The organism is Spirillospora sp. CA-108201 (genome assembly GCF_050936235.1).
Classification (GTDB): Bacteria; Actinomycetota; Actinomycetes; order Streptosporangiales; family Streptosporangiaceae; genus Spirillospora.
On the sequence record NZ_JBNJNE010000001.1, the window covers coordinates 8,857,878 to 8,874,782 of the forward strand.

Annotated in this window: 15 protein-coding genes; 9 read left to right on the plus strand and 6 right to left on the minus strand. The window is 73.4% G+C overall.

Annotated features, from left to right (window positions below; translation table 11 throughout):
• Positions 1-281: 281 nt before the first annotated feature.
• The gene (locus ACQEU6_RS42350; RefSeq protein WP_499339424.1) at positions 282-1,655 is read left to right on the plus strand and encodes an NAD(P)/FAD-dependent oxidoreductase; all 1,374 of its coding nucleotides are present in this window, start codon (positions 282-284) and stop codon (positions 1,653-1,655) included.
• A gap of 127 nt (positions 1,656-1,782) precedes the next feature.
• Here the strand turns inward: ACQEU6_RS42350 and ACQEU6_RS42355 are convergent, their stop codons facing one another.
• The 3 genes from ACQEU6_RS42355 to ACQEU6_RS42365 form a co-directional block, all read right to left on the minus strand.
• A complete protein-coding gene (locus ACQEU6_RS42355; RefSeq protein ID WP_499339425.1) occupies positions 1,783-2,427 on the minus strand; it encodes an RICIN domain-containing protein in 645 nt (214 codons plus the stop codon).
• 244 nt (positions 2,428-2,671) lie between these two features.
• Positions 2,672-3,481 carry an ABC transporter permease gene (locus ACQEU6_RS42360; RefSeq protein WP_499339427.1) on the minus strand — a complete coding sequence of 270 codons (810 nt, stop codon included), beginning with the start codon at positions 3,479-3,481 and terminating at the stop codon, positions 2,672-2,674.
• A complete protein-coding gene (locus ACQEU6_RS42365) occupies positions 3,478-4,470 on the minus strand; it encodes an ATP-binding cassette domain-containing protein (RefSeq protein WP_499339429.1) in 993 nt (330 codons plus the stop codon). The genes ACQEU6_RS42360 and ACQEU6_RS42365 overlap by 4 nt, the downstream gene beginning before the upstream one ends.
• 381 nt (positions 4,471-4,851) lie before the next feature.
• Here ACQEU6_RS42365 and ACQEU6_RS42370 point away from each other — a divergent pair, with 381 nt between their 5' ends.
• Both ACQEU6_RS42370 and ACQEU6_RS42375 read left to right on the plus strand, forming a co-directional pair.
• Positions 4,852-5,334 (plus strand): PH domain-containing protein, encoded by a 483-nt coding sequence (locus tag ACQEU6_RS42370; RefSeq protein ID WP_499339431.1) that lies wholly within the window; start codon positions 4,852-4,854, stop codon positions 5,332-5,334.
• On the plus strand, positions 5,331-6,773 hold the full coding sequence (locus ACQEU6_RS42375; protein ID WP_499339433.1) for a PH domain-containing protein: 1,443 nt from the start codon (positions 5,331-5,333) through the stop codon (positions 6,771-6,773). The genes ACQEU6_RS42370 and ACQEU6_RS42375 overlap by 4 nt, the downstream gene beginning before the upstream one ends.
• Here the strand turns inward: ACQEU6_RS42375 and sepH are convergent.
• Complete coding sequence (sepH, locus tag ACQEU6_RS42380) at positions 6,745-8,490, minus strand: septation protein SepH (protein WP_499339435.1); 1,746 nt, start codon at positions 8,488-8,490, stop codon at positions 6,745-6,747. The genes ACQEU6_RS42375 and sepH overlap by 29 nt on opposite strands.
• 422 nt (positions 8,491-8,912) lie before the next feature.
• Here sepH and ACQEU6_RS42385 point away from each other — a divergent pair, with 422 nt between their 5' ends.
• Positions 8,913-9,854, plus strand: coding sequence for a hypothetical protein (locus ACQEU6_RS42385; protein WP_499339437.1), 942 nt, complete (start codon positions 8,913-8,915; stop codon positions 9,852-9,854).
• A 30-nt stretch (positions 9,855-9,884) separates the two neighbouring features.
• Here ACQEU6_RS42385 and ACQEU6_RS42390 read toward each other — a convergent pair whose 3' ends face one another.
• Positions 9,885-11,195 carry a D-arabinono-1,4-lactone oxidase gene (locus ACQEU6_RS42390; protein ID WP_499339440.1) on the minus strand — a complete coding sequence of 437 codons (1,311 nt, stop codon included), beginning with the start codon at positions 11,193-11,195 and terminating at the stop codon, positions 9,885-9,887.
• A gap of 142 nt (positions 11,196-11,337) precedes the next feature.
• On the opposite strand from ACQEU6_RS42390, the gene ACQEU6_RS42395 reads away from it, so the two are divergent.
• The 3 genes from ACQEU6_RS42395 to ACQEU6_RS42405 are packed head-to-tail and all read left to right on the plus strand — an operon-like array spanning position 11,338 to position 14,351.
• On the plus strand, positions 11,338-12,591 hold the full coding sequence (locus tag ACQEU6_RS42395; RefSeq protein WP_499339442.1) for a lytic transglycosylase domain-containing protein: 1,254 nt from the start codon (positions 11,338-11,340) through the stop codon (positions 12,589-12,591).
• Between the two features lie 45 nt (positions 12,592-12,636).
• On the plus strand, positions 12,637-13,545 hold the full coding sequence (locus ACQEU6_RS42400; protein WP_499339445.1) for a ferrochelatase: 909 nt from the start codon (positions 12,637-12,639) through the stop codon (positions 13,543-13,545).
• Positions 13,542-14,351 (plus strand): inositol monophosphatase family protein, encoded by an 810-nt coding sequence (locus tag ACQEU6_RS42405; RefSeq protein ID WP_499339448.1) that lies wholly within the window; start codon positions 13,542-13,544, stop codon positions 14,349-14,351. Before ACQEU6_RS42400 ends, ACQEU6_RS42405 begins: the two co-directional genes overlap by 4 nt.
• An 83-nt stretch (positions 14,352-14,434) precedes the next feature.
• Here the strand turns inward: ACQEU6_RS42405 and ACQEU6_RS42410 are convergent, their stop codons facing one another.
• Entirely contained in the window at positions 14,435-14,611 is a 177-nt protein-coding gene (locus tag ACQEU6_RS42410; protein WP_499339450.1) for a hypothetical protein, read from the minus strand.
• Between the two features lie 258 nt (positions 14,612-14,869).
• Here ACQEU6_RS42410 and ACQEU6_RS42415 point away from each other — a divergent pair, with 258 nt between their 5' ends.
• Together ACQEU6_RS42415 and ACQEU6_RS42420 are read left to right on the plus strand one after the other, a co-directional pair.
• Complete coding sequence (locus tag ACQEU6_RS42415) at positions 14,870-15,523, plus strand: response regulator transcription factor (RefSeq protein ID WP_499339451.1); 654 nt, start codon at positions 14,870-14,872, stop codon at positions 15,521-15,523.
• Positions 15,520-16,884: a sensor histidine kinase gene (locus ACQEU6_RS42420; protein WP_499339453.1), complete on the plus strand. Its 1,365-nt coding sequence runs from the start codon at positions 15,520-15,522 to the stop codon at positions 16,882-16,884. The genes ACQEU6_RS42415 and ACQEU6_RS42420 overlap by 4 nt, the downstream gene beginning before the upstream one ends.
• Positions 16,885-16,905: the final 21 nt, after the last annotated feature.

The following is a 16,905-nucleotide window of genomic DNA, read 5'->3' on the forward strand; positions in this document are numbered from 1 at the left end:
CCCCAACCTTAGGGGTTTTCTCGGGGTGGGACGGGCCGTTCGCCCCGCCTCCGGGACGCCCAGCCCGGCGCGGCGTCCTGTGACGTTCGTCATGCGTGCATTGCTGCGCTCCACCCTCTTTTCGGTAAAGCAGTGGCGTGTTTCACACCTCTGAGGGGCCCATCCTTTGCCGAAATGGGAAGTTCGGCGGTTCTTTCGTGGTTCTTGATTGGTGAACGGCACGTTCCATCCGCTAGTTTGTGAATGTCTTCACAAGCCGACCGTGACATTGGAGGGCCGCAATGGCCAGGACCGCCCAGGGGACCCCCGGCGCTCCCCACATCCTCATCGTGGGTGGCGGCTATGTGGGCATGTACACCGCTCTTCGCCTGCAGAAGAAGCTGAAGCGGGAGCTGCGGAGGGGCGAGGTCAGGGTCACCGTCGTCGACCCCAACTCGTACATGACGTACCAGCCGTTCCTGCCCGAGGCCGCCGCCGGGAACATCTCCCCGCGGCACGTCGTCGTCCCGCTGCGCCGGGTGCTGCCGAAGTGCACCGTCCGCAAGGCGCGCGTGACCGAGCTGAACCACGACGAGCGATGGGCGATCGTCCAGCCGCTGGCCGGGCCGCCGGAGCGGATCACCTACGACTACCTGGTCATGGCGGCCGGCGCGGTGCCGCGGCTGCTGCCGATCCCCGGACTGGCCGAGCACGGCATCAGCCTCAAGACCGTCGGCGAGGCCATCCACCTGCGCAACCACGTCCTGGAGCAGCTGGAGATCGCCGAGTCGACCGACGACGTGGAGCTGCGCCGCAAGGCGCTGACCTTCGTGTTCGTCGGCGGCGGGTTCGCCGGCGTCGAGGCGGTCGCCGAGCTGGAGGACATGACCCGCGACGCCACCAAGTACATGCGCAAGGTCACGCCGCAGGACCTGCGGTTCGTCCTGGTGGAGGCGAGCGACCGCATCCTGCCCGAGGTCGGCCCCGACATGGGCAAGTGGACCGCCGAGCAGCTGCGCGGCCGCGGCATCGCGGTGAAGATGAGCACCTTCCTGCAGTCGGCGGTGGACGGCCAGATCGAGCTGTCGGACGGCAGCAGCTTCCCGGCCGGGACCCTCGTGTGGAACGCGGGCGTCAAGCCGTCGCCGGTCGTGCGCAACGGCGACCTGCCGGTGGACGAGCGCGGCCGCGTGAAGGGCACCGAGTACCTCACCATCGAGGGCCTCGTCCGCGCGTTCACCGCGGGCGACAACGCCGCCATCCCGGACCTCACCGAGGACGGCATGTTCTGCCCGCCGAACGCCCAGCACGCGGTCCGCCAGGCCAAGCTGCTCGGCGACAACATCGTCCGGTCGATGCGCGGCAAGGCGCTCAAGCCCTACGTGCACGGCAACCTCGGCGCCGTCGCGGGCCTCGGCCTGCACAAGGGCGTGGCCAACCCCCTCGGCATCAAGCTCAAGGGCTGGCCCGCGTGGTTCTTCCACCGCAGCTACCACGGCGCGATGGTCCCGACCTTCAACCGCAAGATCCGCGTGATCGCGGACTGGACGCTCGCGCTGTTCCTCAAGCGCGAGACCGTCTCGCTCGCGACCATCGAGCAGCCGCGCGCCGACTTCGAGCTCGCGGCGCTTGAGGACGGCAAGGCGAAGGCCAAGGCCGACCAGAACGCGGCCTGACCCGTTCCACGCGAAACGCCCCGGCGGTCACCCCTCACCTCCGGGGCGTTTCCCGTTCCAGCACGTTCTGGACGACATCGGCCCCCGGGGGCATCCGGGGGAGCGCCGACCCGGGCGGGCCGGTCCGTCAGGTGATGTTGGAGAACCGCTGGTTCATCTTGCTCGTCTTGCAGGTCCACACGGTGGTCAGCGCGCCGTTGCGCTTGGACGCCCCCGCGATGTCCGTGCACTTGCGCGCCTTCTGGTTGATGAGCTGGTGCAGCGGCGTGTACCAGAACAGCTGAGGCGTGTAGTTGTCGCCGTACTTGGCGTTGCGGCACTGCCGCTGCCTGATCGCGCTGCCGTTCTTCGTGCCCTCGACGGTCAGGCACAGGCCGCTGTTGCGGTTCTGGATCGCGTAGATGTAGTGGCGGACGGTGCCGCTGCCGGGCGCCTGGACGAGCCACAGGGCCCACTGCTCGTTCGCCTGCTTGACGCAGGTGTACTGGTCGGCGCGGGTCCCGGACTTCTTGGACCAGCCGGGGATCTCGACGCACTTCTTGGAGTGCTGCGCGCGCAGCCTGGTCCACGGCGGGCGCTTGGCGGCCAGGTCGGCCGACGTGGCGCCGGTCCGCTGGTCGGCGACCCTCGGGGAGGGCCCGACCGCGGGCGGCGCCGCGTCGGCCGGGGCGGCGGAGGCCGGGTGCGGGACGGCGAGCGCGGCTCCGGCGGTCAGCAGCGCGGCGAGGACCCGGATCGATCGCATGGACGGCATGGACGGCGTGAGTGGCATGGACGGCTCCCAGATCGGAGGACTGTTGGCCCGCAGCCAAGCGCGGCCTCGTCTCCGTGCCGTCTTTCCGCCGTCTTCGCGCTGTCTTTCCGCCGTCTCAGCGCCGTCTCAATGCCGTCAATCGGCCCGCTCGCGCCGTCCCCCTGCCGCCGTCGCCCCGTCCTCGTGCCGCCGTCCGCCGTCTCCGCGCCCGGCCTCGCTTCGCTCCGTGCGGGCTTGCGCCGTCCCCGGCCGCCCTCGCGGGTCAGGCGCGCTGCTTGAAGGCGCGGAGCGACAGGGGCACGAAGACCAGCGAGATGCCCACGCCCCACGCGAGCGCGACCCAGGCGTGCTCCAGGACGGGGCCGCCGACCAGCAGCCCGCGCATCGCCTCCACCAGCTGCGTGACCGGGCTGTTGTCCATGCAGAACGCCAGCCAGCCGGGGATCCCGTCCGTGGACGGGATGAACGCGGTGCTGAGGAAGCTCAGCGGGAAGATCACCACGAAGCCGAAGATCTGTACCTTCTCCGGCTCGCTGACCTTCATCGCGATGAACACCGACGTCCAGGAGAACAGGATCGCGAAGGTCAGCAGCAGCAGGAAGGCGCCGAGCACCGCCAGGACGTTCGTCTCCACCCGGAAGCCGATCGCGAACCCGACGAGCAGCAGGATCGTCATCGACCACGCCTGCTTGACGGTGTCGGCGATGATCCGCCCCGCGAGCGGGGCGCTGCGCGCGATCGGCAGGCTCCGGAACCGGTCGAACACGCCCTTGGTGATGTCGGTGTTCAGCCCGAACCCGGTGCTCATCCCGGCGAACAGGGCGTTCTGGGCGATGATGCCGGGGATCACGATCGGCAGGTACGCCTCGACGCTGCCCTTCATCGGCGGGCCGAACACGTAGGCGAACAGCAGCACGAACATGATGGGCTGGATCGACAGGTCGAGCAGCTCCATCGGGTTGTGCTTGATCTGGACCAGGTTGCGCCAGGCCAGGGTGACCGTGTTGCGCAGGGCCGTGGCCGGCGCGACCCGCTTGGACAGGTCCTGCGGCGCGAGCGTCGCGGTGGTCATGCGGAGGCACCTTCCTTGTCGGCCTGCTTCTCCAGCTCGCCGGCCTCGGCGTCGATGTCGTCGGTGTGGTGGCCGGTGAGGGCGAAGAACACCTCGTCCAGGCTGGACTTGCGCAGCGACAGCTCGCCGACGGCGACGCCCGCCTCGTCGAGCCGGCGGACCACGGCCGGCATGAGCTGCGGGTCGGTGATCGGCGCGCTGACCAGGTCGTCGCGGACCTCCGGGACGGCCTCGGCCAGCTCGCCGACGATGCGCTCCACCGTCGCCACGTCCGCCGCGTCGACCGGCCTGACCTCCAGCACCTGCCCGCCGACCTGGGCCTTCAGCATGTCGGACGTGCCGTGCGCGATGGCCTGGCCGCGGTCGATGACGATGATGTCGTCGGCCAGCTGGTCGGCCTCCTCCAGGTACTGCGTGGTGAGCAGCACGGTGACGCCGTCGTCGGTGAGGCCGCGGACGATGTCCCAGAGCCCGTTCCGGCTGCGCGGGTCGAGGCCCGTGGTCGGCTCGTCCAGGAACAGGATCTGCGGGCGCCCGACGAGGCTCGCCGCCAGGTCGAGGCGGCGGCGCATGCCGCCCGAGTACGTCTTGGCGGCGCGCTCGGCGGCGTCGGTCAGCTGGAAGCGCTCCAGCAGCTCGGCGGCCCGCGCCCGCGACTCCCGGCGCGGCTGCCCGAGCAGCCGCCCGATCAGGACGAGGTTCTCGGTGCCGGTCAGCATCTCGTCGACCCCGGCGTACTGGCCGGTCAGCCCGATCAGCTGCCGCACCTTGTGCGCGTCCTTCACCACGTCGAAACCGGCGACCCGGGCGCTGCCGCCGGTCGGCTCGATCAGCGTGGCGAGGATCCGGGTCATGGTCGTCTTGCCGGCGCCGTTCGGCCCCAGCACGCCGAGGACCGTCCCGCTCTCGGCGGTGAGGGAGACGCCGTCCAGCGCCCGGGTCTCACCGAACCGCTTCTCCAGGCCGTCCGCCTGGATCGCGTAGGTCATGGGATCTCCTAGGACTCGGTTGCCGGACGCCGGGACTCCCCGAGCGGGGAGACCAGCCAAAATAGGCGGAGTCCGGGTCAGGTGCATTCGAATTTTCCCGCCGCCCCGGGGCGGAGGCCGCCGGCGGCGTGAACCACGCCACAACCTCGCACGCGCCACCGACAGTCTCGCGCGCACCGCCGACAATCTCGCATCCGCCACTGACAGAAACGACGGCGCGCCCGGGATCGTGCCGCCCTTTCCCCGTGGTCTCACGCGGCAGGGGGCGGCGGAAGGGCGCCTCCGGCGCTCTAGACTCGCGGTGTGACGTCGGTGCGGCGCGGTCGCCGGAGGGACGGCGGGGGGCCGCACCCGCCGCGTCTGCGGCCGCCCGAACACCGGGTGTCGCCCCGCGCTGTCGCGCAGTGGGCCATCGAGTACCTGCTGCTGTGGGGCCTGGCGTTCGGCCTGGCCCTCGGCGTCGCCGCCTGGGTCGGGGACGCGGGCTGGGACGCGTCGCCCGGCTGGCTGGTCGGCCGGATCGGATGGCTGCCCTCCATCGTCGGCGCCGCGGGGCTGCTCATGGTCGCGGTCGCGCCCGTGTGGCGGTACCGCGTCCACCGCTGGGAGGTCAGCTCCGACGTCGTCTACACGCGGACGGGCTGGTTCAGCCGCGAATGGCTGCTGGTGCCCGTCGGGCGCATCCAGACCGTCGACAGCAAGCAGGGCCTGATCGAGCGGATGCTCGGCCTCGCCACCATCGAGGTGAACACCGCCTCCCACACCGGCTCCTCGGAGGTCTCGGGCCTGCCGGTGGCCGTGGCGACGCGCCTCGCCGAAGACCTCGCGCACCGCGCGCACGACCTCCGCGACGACGCGACGTGACCGCGCGCCTGCATCCGCTCACGTTCGTGGTCGGCGCCGTCCGCGAGCTCCTCGCGCTCATCGCCGCCGGCGCGACGGGGCTGCTCGTGGGCGGGCTGTCCACCGCGTTCTACTTCACGCTCGTGGGGCTGGCCTTCGGGCTGCTCTTCCATGTCGCGAGCTGGGTGACGTTCACCTACGTCCTGCACGAGGACCGCATCGAGTTCCGGCGCGCGCTGATCGGCCGGTCGGTCAAGAGCATCCCGCGCGACCGGATCCGGGGCGTGGACATCAGCGCGTCCCTCCCGCACCGGCTGCTCGGGCTGGCGGTCGTGCACATCGACGCCGGGGCGGACGGCGGCGAGGGGGAGCTGAACGCGGTCTCCCTCGCCGAGGCCGAACGGCTGCGCGGCGTGCTGCTCGCCCGGGACGCCCCGGTCCCGCCCCAGCGCGCGCTCGGCCGGATGCGGCGGCGCTGGTACCTGTACGCCCCGCTGAGCGGCGCCTACCTGCTGACGCCGTTCGCGCTGGCGGGGAGCCTCCTCGGCACCGTCTACAACCTCGGCGACGACCTCGGGCTGATCACGCGGGAGCGGGTGGAGAGCCTCGGCCACGACGTGGTGGGCCTGCCCACCGTCCTGGTCCTGGTGCTGGCCATCCTCATGCTGATCGCGATGCCCGTCATGTCGGTGATCGCCTTCACCCTGTTCAACTGGGACTTCACCGTCCGCGAGCGGGACGGGTCCGTCGTCGCCGAGCGGGGGCTCCTCACCCGCCGCAGCGTGTCCCTCGAACGCCGCCGGCTGCGGGGCGTCGAGCTCGCCGACAACCCGTTCGAGCGCGCGGCGGGCGTGACGCGGCTCGGCGCCCTCATCACCGGCCTGGGGGACGCCGCCCAGCGGGGACGGCTCCTGCCCGCGGCGCCCCGGGCGGCGGCCGAGGCCCTCGCCGCCCGCGTCGTCGGGAACGTCCCCGGGCCGCTGACCGCGCATCCGGCCGCCGCGCGGAGCCGCCGCGTCGTCCGCGCGGTGGCGCCCCCGGCCGGCGTCGCCGCCCTGGCGGTCCTCGCGGGGCAGCCCTGGGTCGCCGGCGCGTGCGCGGTGGTCGCCGTCCTCGCGGTGCCGCTGGGGCTGGACCGCTACCGCCAGCTGGGCCACGCCACCGACGGGGAGCGCCTCACCGTCCGGTCGGGCAGCCTGCGCCGCCGCCAGGTCGTCGTCGAGCACTCCGCCGTCATCGGCTGGCGGGTACGGCAGACGCTCTTCCAGCGCCGGCTGGGCCTCGCCACCCTCTTCGCGGCCCTGGGCGCGGGCGACGGGGGCTGCTCGGCGACGGACATGTCGGAGGAGGGCGCCGTGGCCCTCGCCGCCGCCATCACCCCGGCGTGGCTGGACCCGTTCCTGGACGGGCCGCCCGGTGCGGGCGCCGAGCCTATTCGGGCCGGCGGGCACCGAACATGATCTCGTCCCAGGACGGGACGGAGGCGCGCTTGCCCTTCGCCTTGCGGCGCCGGGCCGGACGCTGCGAGGCCGGGGTCTCGCCGGCGGCCGCCGCGGCGGCGGGCGATCCGGTGGCCGGCTTGTCCTGAGCGGCGGCGGGCATGGTGGGCCGGGCCGGCTTCTTCTTGGCGGGCGGCCGCGCGGGCTGCCGCGGCGGCGCCGCGGGCTTGCTCTCGGCGGCGGGTTCGCGGGGCGGGGCGGGCCTGCGGACGGGCGCGGTCTCCCACTCGTCCTCGACCGCCGGCAGGGCGGCGGCCGGCGCCCGCGGCGCCTCGGCGGGCTCGGCCGGTTCCTCCGGCTCCGCCGGGGAGTCGGCCCGGACCGGTTCGGGAGCCTCGGCGGGCTCCGGCGCCTCGCCGACCGGTTCCGGCGCTTCGCCGGCCCCGTGCGCGCCGGCCCCGTGCGCCTCGGCCGCCTCGTGGTCGTCGCCCGCCTGCTCCGGGGGAGCCGTCACGGCCGGTTCGGCGGACGCGTGCTCCTCTTCGCGGGTCCTTCCGGGGCCGTCCGCTTCGAGCGCTTCGACCTCCTCGGGCGCGGGGGCCTCGTCCTCCGCCTCCTCGGCGGCCTCGGCCGGGCCCGCCTCCTCGGCGGCGGCCTCGGCGGCGGCGTCCTCGCCGGGCTCGTCGGGCCCGCTCGACAGGGCGCCCGCGTCCTCGCCGCCCACGCCGGGCTCCGCCGTCGCGGGTGCGGCGTCGACGCCGTGCGGCTCCCCGCCCTGGACGGGCGCCGCGTCCTCGTCGGCGCGCGTCTCGGCGGGGGGCGCCTCCGGGGCGGGCTCCTCGGCCGGCGGGGCGGGACGGGGCACCTCAGGGGCGTGCGCGGCCGGACGGGCCGGGGCGGCCTCGCGCAGGGAAGGCGGTTCGGCCGCCTCGCGGAAGGCGGGCCGGGGGTCGACCATGCGGCCCCGCTCGACGATGTACGCGCGGGGCTCGGCGGCGCGCAGCGGCTCGGGGGCGTTCGGCTGCTCGGGCTCGGCGGGCAGGCCGCGCGAGGGCAGCCCGCGGCCGCCGGGAAGGGCCTCGCGGTCGCCGGAGACGACCTTCATCGCGGGACGCCGCGGGACGAGCGGCGTGACGGTGTCGGAGAGCGCGTCGTCGTCGTCCCACTCGACGGAGGTGAGCCGGGCGGCGACCTCGTCCAGCGGGGAGACGTGCCGGCGGCGCGGGTCGAACGTCCACTCGGCGGCGTGCGGGCGGCCGCTCTCGAAGAAGGACAGCCGGACGCGCCAGGTGTTGTCCTCGCACTTCCAGGAGTCCCACTCGACCTCTTCCAGGTCGACGCCGCCGCGGCCGAGGCGCTCCTCGACGGTCTCCCCGAGCGGCGGGCCCGGCGTGGACTCGCCGGGGCGGCGGACGGCGACGCGCTGCGCCTGCTGGGCCATGTATTCGCGTTCCTGCAGGACCGGGCCCTCGAACCAGCGGACGCGTTCGACCGGGATGCCCGCCGACTCGGCGATCTCCTCCGCGGTCTCCCCGGACCGGATGCGGGCCTGGATCTCCTTGGGGCGCAAGGGACTCTCCACTTCGATCTCGAACTGGCCGAGGCGGGAGAAGTGCCCACGGACCGCGGCGCGGAGCCGGTCGTCGACGGGCAGGGTGAACCGGGTGCCTCGGCCCGCGGTGGCCAGGACGAGGTACGTACCGTCCTCGCTGACCGCGACGAGGCGCAGCTCCTGCATGCGTGTCCTTCCTGCCCTGTCCAGACGGCACGGAGGACGCCGGACCGCGCGACCGTGCTCTCACCGGTCGGCCGTCCGATGCCCACCGAGGGCGCATGCGTGCCCTTCCCCCGGGTTCCCGAGTCTCTCTTTCGGACACACCTGCTGCCAGCACCGTACCCGGCATGTCCGAACATCGCCGCTCTCGAAGCCCTCTTCACGAGGTCGAAGAGGGCACCCGGCCAAGCTTGCCGGTGCCGCGACCGGCGGGGGGCCGCTCTGCTCGATTCTTGTCCATCCTTTTCCACACCGTTCCTGACGAGGTCGCGAACCTCCCGTCGGCCCGACGTTGCGAGTGTCACGTCGTGGGCAGGAACATCCGCATCCTCCTGATCAGTTCACCTTCGGGGGGTTCGTGGCGAGAGACAGGGGTGAGGAAGGCGATGCCGCGCAAGCTGCCGGACGTGAGCACGACGCAGCTGATCGCGAGTGCGGTGGCGACGGCGGTCGCCGCCCTGGGCGCGTCCTATCTGGGCGTGTACGGGACGATCATCGGCGCGGCGCTGATGAGCGTGATCTCGACCGCCGGGTCGGCGGTCGGCAAGCACTATCTCGACCAGGGCCGCGAGCAGATCAGGGAGCTGACGCATCTGCAGTCGGCGGTCCGGCGGCGGGACATGGCCGAGGGCGCGGCGGAGGAGGCGACGAGCGCCGACCCGACCCGGACCGTGGCGTGGTCCGGCGACCCGGGCGCGACGCGCCTCGACCCCGTGTTCGGCGGGGGCGACCCGAACGCCACGCGGTTCGATCCCGGCGGGGATCCCGGCGCGACGCGCCTGGACCCGGCGCAGACGGTCGCCGCGGCGTTCGCCGAGGAGGCCGGTGAGGACGCGGTGCGCCAGGTCGTGCGCCGCTCGGCGTGGCAGAGCACCGTGGAATGGGCCAAGGCGCACTGGGTGACGCTGGTGGTCTCCTCGGCGGCGGTGTTCGCGGTCGTCGTCGGCGGGATCACGATCTACGAGGCGGGCACCGGCCGGCCGGTCGGCGGCGGGGGCGGCAAGGGCCTGACCGTCACCAAGGTCCTCGACGGCGGAGGCGGCGGCCGGCCGGCCGGCCGTCCTTCGCCGCACCCCTCCGGAGGCGCCACCGAGGAGCCCGGCTCCTCGCCGAGCGGCACGCCGACGGGCGACGCGCCCACCGGGGGGCCGGGCTCGACGACGCCGCGGCCGTCGTCGGAGCCGACCGTGCGGCCGACGCAGGAGCCCACGACCGCGCCGCCGTCGACGACGCCGACGACCCCGGAGGCGCCGGCGACCACCGGGAGCCCGCAGGACGGCGGCCAGGGCTCCCCCGACCCGCAGGGCCGCGCCACCCCCGGCGGCTGAGCACGGCTTCCGCCGTGGAGTCCGGCTCGGCTAGTCGCCGAAGACCTGCCTCGTGTACGGGTTGGCGAACCGGCGGTCGGGGTCCAGTTCGTCGCGCAGGGCGCGGAAGTCGCCGAACCGGGGGTACACCTTCTGCAGGTAGGAGGCGTCGCGGGTGTGGAGCTTGCCCCAGTGCGGGCGGCCGTCGAGCGCGGTCAGAAGGTCCTCGACGCCGCGGAAGTAGTCCTCGTGCGGGTCGCGGTGGAAGACGTGCACGGCGATGAACGCGCTCCGCCGCCCGTGCGCCATCGACAGCCAGGCGTCCTCGGAGGGGAGCAGCCGGACCTCGATGGGGAAGCTGATCCGCCAGTCCCGCTTGGCGAACAGGGAACGGAGTTCGCGCAGCGCGGGGACGAGCGCCTCGCGCGGGATCGCGTACTCCTGCTCCTTGAAGCGGACCGTCCGCGGGCTGGTGAAGACCTTGTACGAGGTGTCGCTGTAGGTACGGGCTCCGAGCGCCTTGGCGGAGATGCCGTTCACGAACGGCGCCGCGGCGGGCGCTCTGTGGGTGACCCTGTTGACGGCCCCGAAGACCGTGTTCGACAAGAACTGGTCGTCCATCCAGTGCTTGAACTTGGAGAGAGGCTCCGCGGGGCCCTCGACGCGGTTGTTGCGCTTGGTCAGGCAGCCTTCGGTGTGCGGGAACCAGTAGAACTCGAAGTGCTCGTTCGCGGCGTCGAACTCGTCCACGCGCGCGAGCACCTCGTCCCATCTCATCGGCGCCTCCTGCGCGCGGAGCAGGAACGCCGGGACGGTCCGCCAGGTGATGGCGGTGACGACGCCGAGCGCGCCGAGCCCGGCGAGGGCCGCGGCGAACAGGCCGGGACGCTCCTCGCGCGAGCAGTTCGCCACGGTGCCGTCGGCGAGGACGAGTTCCAGGGCGGCGACCTGGGAGGCGAGCCCCGCGGCGTCGCGCCCGGTTCCGTGCGTGGCGGTCTGCAACGCGCCCGCGACGGTCTGCTCCTGGATGTCGCCCATGTTGGCCAGCGCGAGGCCGTGCTCCTCCAGCACGCGGTTGAGCGCGTGCAGCGGCAGGCCCGCCTCGACGGTGACGAGCCCCGTCGCGGTGTCGACGGCGCGGACCGCGGTGAGCGCGGTGGGGCGGAGCAGGACGCCCTCGGCGACGGCGGCGCCGGTGAAGGAGTGCCCTGTGCCGGTCATGCGGATCGTGAGGCCGTCGCCGGCGGCCGACCGGACCGCGCCGGCCACCTCGTCGGTGCTGCGCGGCGTGACGACGCTCTGCGGCGTGGCCTGCTGGTTTCCCGCCCAGTTCTGCCACGTCCGGTTGGTCGCTGGGGACATGCGGTGACTCTACTCACGAATCGATCGTGAGGAAAGTTCACATTTTTGGACGGCCTGAGCGGGGGCACAGAGTCGGCGATACCGTACGATCCGGTAACCACGGCAGGCTAACCGTCCGTAGCGAGACTCGTGGGGAAATGTTGTGGCTCCTCCTTCAGCTCCGCGCACCGGCGCGATCGGCGGTGGTGAGGCGTCCGCCGCCCGTCCGCAACGTCCACGGCCCGACAAGAAGAAGCGCGATCCGCGGGGGAGGAGCGCGGGGCCGCGGGGCGGCAGGGCGCTGCCCTACCTCGCCGGCGGGATCGCCGTGCTGGCCGTCGCCAGCACCTCAGGCGGCGTCTACGCGGCGCTGACCGCGCAGAAGCCGGACCGGGCCCGCGCCGAGGCGGCCCGCGGGGCGGCGCCGCCGAGCGTGCGGCCCGGCGACCCCGTCAACGTGGCCACCGGCGGCCAGGTCGCGCCGCTGCGCCGCGTCGTGCCGCCGGACGTGCTCGCCGTCGGCGCCGGCTCGATCCCGGCGGCCAAGATCAGCCGGATCGCGAGGCTGGGGAAGGTCGGGGACGTGGCGGCCGTCGCGGGCGGCGCCGTCCAGCTCCAGGGCCGCCAGGTGAACGCGCTCGCCGTGGACCCGTCGGCGTTCCGCTCCTGGACGCCGCCCGCGACGGCGAAGAAGACCGACCTGTGGGCCGCCCTGGCCGGGAACCAGTTCGTGGTGTCGCCCGGCGCCGCCCAGCAGCTCCAGCTCAACCGCGGCTACCAGTACCCCGTGGTGGCGCGGACGATGCCGAAGCTGACCATGGGCGGCTCCGGCCCGCTCGGCCTGCCCGGCATCGACATGCTCGTCAGCAGGAAGTCCGGGGAGGACATGGGGCTCGTCCCCAACGTGGCGGTGCTCGTCAACGCGCCCGGGGTGAACCCCTCCAAGGTCGTCGAGGCGGTCACCAAGGTCCTCGGCCCCGGCACGAGCGTGCTGAACCTGCACGAGACCAAGTACCAGGCGCCCGCGGACGACGGCCGACCGGGCAGTTACCTGGACCTGTACAAGCAGGCGGCCAGGAGCTGCGGCGGCATGTCCTGGACGGTCCTCGCGGCGATCGGCCAGGTCGAGAGCGACCACGGGCGCAACGCCGGCCGCTCCAGCGCGGGCGCGCTCGGCCCGATGCAGTTCCTGCCCTCGACGTGGAAGGCGTACGGGGTGGACGGCGACGGCGACGGCAAGGCCGACATCATGAACCCCTACGACGCCATCCCGGGCGCGGCCAAGTACCTGTGCGCGAACGGGGCCGGACAGGGGGGCCGGCAGCTCTACCGGGCCGTCTTCCAGTACAACCACGCCGACTGGTACGTCCAGAAGGTCCTCAACCTGGCGAGGGCCTACTCGGCGCGCTACGAGTGAGCACCCCTGGCGGGGGATCGGGCCCGGGACTGGTTGGATGGACGCATGACGTCGTATGACGCGTTGCTCCTGCTGTCCTTCGGAGGGCCGGAAGGGCCCGAAGAGGTGATCCCCTTCCTGGAGAACGTCACCAGGGGCCGCAACATCCCCAAGGAGCGCCTGGAGGAGGTCGGGGAGCACTACTTCCTGTTCGGCGGGGTCAGCCCGATCAACCGGCAGTGCCGGGACCTCAAGGCCGCGATCGAGGCCGACTTCGCCGCCAACGGCGTGGACCTGCCCGTGTACTGGGGCAACCGGAACTGGAGCCCCTATCTGGCCGACACCGTCCGGCAGATGAAGGAGGACGGGATCCGGCGCGCCGCCGCGTTCGTCACGTCCGCCTACAGCGGCTACTCGACGAACGTCCAGTACGTCGAGGACATCGCGCGCGCTCGCGACGAGGTGCCCGGGGCCCCCGAGATCGACAAGCTCCCCGTCTACGCGGACCGCCCCGGGTTCGTCGAGCCGTTCGTGGACGCGGCGAAGGACGCTCTGAGCCGCCTGCCCGAGGGCGCGCGACTGGTCTTCACCGCCCACAGCGTGCCGCTGTCCCAGCCCGACCAGGAGCTGTACACCGCGGAGCTGCGCGCCGCCGCGGAGACGGTCGCGCGGCGGGCGGCCCCGGGGGCGCCGTGGGACCTGGTGTACCAGAGCCGGAGCGGGCCGCCGAGCCAGCCGTGGCTGGATCCGCAGATCACCGACCACCTGGAGGAGCTGCACGGCCGGGGCGTGCGCGCCGTGGCGGTCGTGCCGATCGGGTTCGTCTCCGACCACATGGAGGTCAAGTACGACCTCGACGTCGAGGCCGCGGACCGCGCCGCCGGGCTCGGGCTCGCGTACGAGCGCGCCGCCACCCCCGGGAGCGACCCGCGCTTCGCCGCCCTGCCCCGCCACCTCCTGGAAGGGGCCTCATGAGCCTGGCCGACGAACTGCTGGAGCTGGCCGTGGCGACCGCCCGCGAGGCCGGCCGGATGCTGGTCGACAAGCGGCCCGCGGACGGCCCGGACGTCGTCCAGACCAAGTCGTCGCCGACCGACGTCGTCACCCAGATGGACCGCGCCGCCGAACGGCTGATCATCGAGCGGATCAGGGCGGTCCGCCCGGACGACGGCTTCCTCGGCGAGGAGGGCGGCACCCGGGCCGGCGGGAGCGGCGTGCGGTGGGTGGTCGACCCGATCGACGGCACCGTCAACTACCTCTACGACCTGCCCGACTGGGCGGTCAGCATCGCCGCCGAGGTCGACGGCGAGGCCGTCGCCGGCGTGGTGGAGATCCCGCGCCGCGAGGAGACCTACACGGCGGTGCGGGGCGGCGGCGCCCTCCAGCACACGGCGTCCGGCGCGCGCGAGCTCCGCGTGAACGCGCACGTGCCGCTCGGTCGGGCGCTGGTGTCCACGGGGTTCGGCTACGAGGCGGGACGGCGGGCGCGGCAGGCGGAGGTGCTCACCGGGGTGCTGCCGAACATCCGCGACATCCGCCGGGGCGGATCGTGCTGCGTGGACCTGTGCGGCCTGGCGGCCGGACGGGCGGACGCCTACTACGAGCGCGGCGTGCAGGCGTGGGACATCGCCGCCGGCGGGCTGATCGTCCGGGAGGCGGGCGGGCGCGTCGAGGGGCTGCGCGGTGCGGCTCCCGGCCCGGAGCTGACCATCGCCGCGGGCCCGGGCACCTTCGAGGCCCTGCACGACCTGCTGGCCCCGCTCGACCCGGCCAGGGACTGACGCGGGCGGGCGGACACCGGAACGGGAAGCGCGGGACCGGGTCCCGGGCTCCCCGTCACGGACGGCGTCTTGCGACGGCGGGGTCAGTCGCAGCGGGGCGGTTCGACGCCGATGTCATTGTTCGCTGCGATCCGGCGCAGATCGTCGATCTCCTCCCGGCGGATGTCCGCCAGGTAGGTGTCCCCATCCTGGTGGGCGCTGCGCAGCGACGCGTACGCGTCGTCGAGCCGCTGCTGGATCATGCGTGACAACTCGCCCATGGGCCTCCTCCCGGATCGTGCCCATGCCTACCCAGGCCTAGGCTGAAGGTAAACCTGTCTTGCGATGCAATTTTCGCGGATCCTTGCGTCCGTGAGATCACGATCTGGCGTACCGGAAGAGGAACAGCTGCTTACGGGCGTCTTACGGCCTCCATGGCATATCTGAAGCGGGCATATCCGGAGCGCTGACGCGGGCATGCGCGCGGCGCCATGGTCCGGGCGCGCGGTCGGCCGCGCCCCGACGAGGAGGGGGACCCTTTGCGTGTTCTAGTCGTCGAGGACGAGCGCGTGCTCGCCGACGCGATCGCCACCGGCCTGCGCAGGGAGACGCTGGCGGTGGACGTGGCCTATGACGGCGCGGGCGCGCTGGAGCGGGCGGGCATCAACGAGTACGACGTGATCGTGCTGGACCGGGACCTGCCCAAGGTGCATGGCGACGACGTCTGCAAGCAGCTCGTGGCGCAGCGCTACCCGGCGCGGATCATCATGCTGACGGCCGCGGGCGAGCTGGACGACCGGGTCGAGGGCCTGTCCATCGGCGCCGACGACTACCTGGCCAAGCCGTTCGCGTTCGCCGAGCTGATCGCCCGGGTGCGCGCCCTCGGCCGCCGCGCCGCCGCGCCGCTGCCTCCCGTCCTGGAGCGCGCCGGGATCACCCTCGACCCGGCCCGCCGGGAGGTCGCACGCGACGACCGTCCGGTGGAGCTGACCCGCAAGGAGTTCGCGGTGCTGGAGGTGCTGCTCAGCGCGGACGGCGCCGTCGTCAGCTCCGAGCACCTGCTGGAGAAGGCGTGGGACGAGCACATCGACCCGTTCACCAACGTGGTCCGGGTCACGATGATGACGCTGCGCAAGAAGCTCGGCGACCCCCCGGTGATCGAGACCGTTCCCGGCGTGGGATACCGGCTGTGAGCGAGGAGAGCGCGCCCCGGGACCGCCCGGACGGAACCGGCGGCGAGGGCGCCCGCCCGGCGCCGCCCGGAGAGACCGGCGCGCGGGCCACCCAGCCCACCGCCCTCCCCGGCGACGCCGGCGACCCCGGAGGCCGGCGCGGCGGGCGGTGGCGCCGCCCCGGCCCGCAGCAGGTCCCCCAGCCGCACCCGGCCGCGAAGGGCATGTGGCGCGGCGAGGGCGGCGGGCCGTTCGGCCAGATGACCGTGATGCCGGGCCGGATGAGCGTGCGACTGCGCCTCACCCTGCTGTACGGGCTGCTGTTCTTCATGGCGGGCGCGCTGCTGCTGTTCGTGATGTCGGTCCTGATGGCCAACATCCTCGGCAACGTCAAGGTGATCGGCTTCGGCATCTCCGACGCGGAGGCGGCCGAACTGCAGCGCCAGTTCGTCGAGCAGACGATGCGCCAGCTCGTCGGGCGGTCGCTGCTCGCGCTCGGCGGGGTGGGCGTCATCACGCTGGTGCTCGGCTGGTTCGTCGCCGACCGGGCGCTCAGCCCGCTGCAGCGGGTCACCACCACCGCGCGCCGGCTGTCGGAGAGCACGCTGCACGAGCGGATCGCGCTGGAGGGCCCGGACGACGAGATCAAGGAGCTGGCCGACACGTTCGACGCGATGCTGGAGCGGCTCGGGCAGGCGTTCGACACCCAGCGCCGGTTCGTCGCGAACGCCTCGCACGAGCTGCGCACCCCGCTCGCGATCAACCGGACGCTGCTGGAGGTGGCGCTCGGCGACCCGGAGGTCTCCGACGACCTGCGCGCCGTCGGCCGGACGCTGCTGGCGACCAACGCCCGGCACGAGCGGCTCATCGAGGGGCTGCTGCTGCTGGCCCGCAGCGAGCGGGAGCTGACCGCCCGCACGCCGGTCGACCTCAAGGAGGTGGCGGCGACGGTGCTGGAGCAGTCGGCCCGCCGCGACCACGACAACGAGGTCGCCGTCCATCCCGAGCTGACCTCCGGGACGGCGCTCGGCGACCCGGTGCTGCTGGAGCACCTGGTGTCCAACCTCGTCGAGAACGCGATCAAGCACAACGTCGAGGACGCCGGCGAGCTGTGGATCCGCACCGGCATGCTGGAGGGCTACGCCACCGTCCAGGTCGAGAACACCGGGCCGGTCGTGCCCGCCTACGAGGTGGAGCGGCTCTTCGAGCCGTTCCGGCGGCTGAACGCCGACCGCGTCGAGTCGGCCAAGGGCGCCGGGCTCGGCCTGTCGATCGTCCGCTCGGTGGTGCTGGCGCACCGCGGCGCCGTCTACGCGGTGCCCCGGCCGGACGGCGGGCTGATCGTCACCGTCCGCCTCCCCCCGGGCCAGCCGGCCGCGTGAGAGCCGCGGCCGCCGCCACCT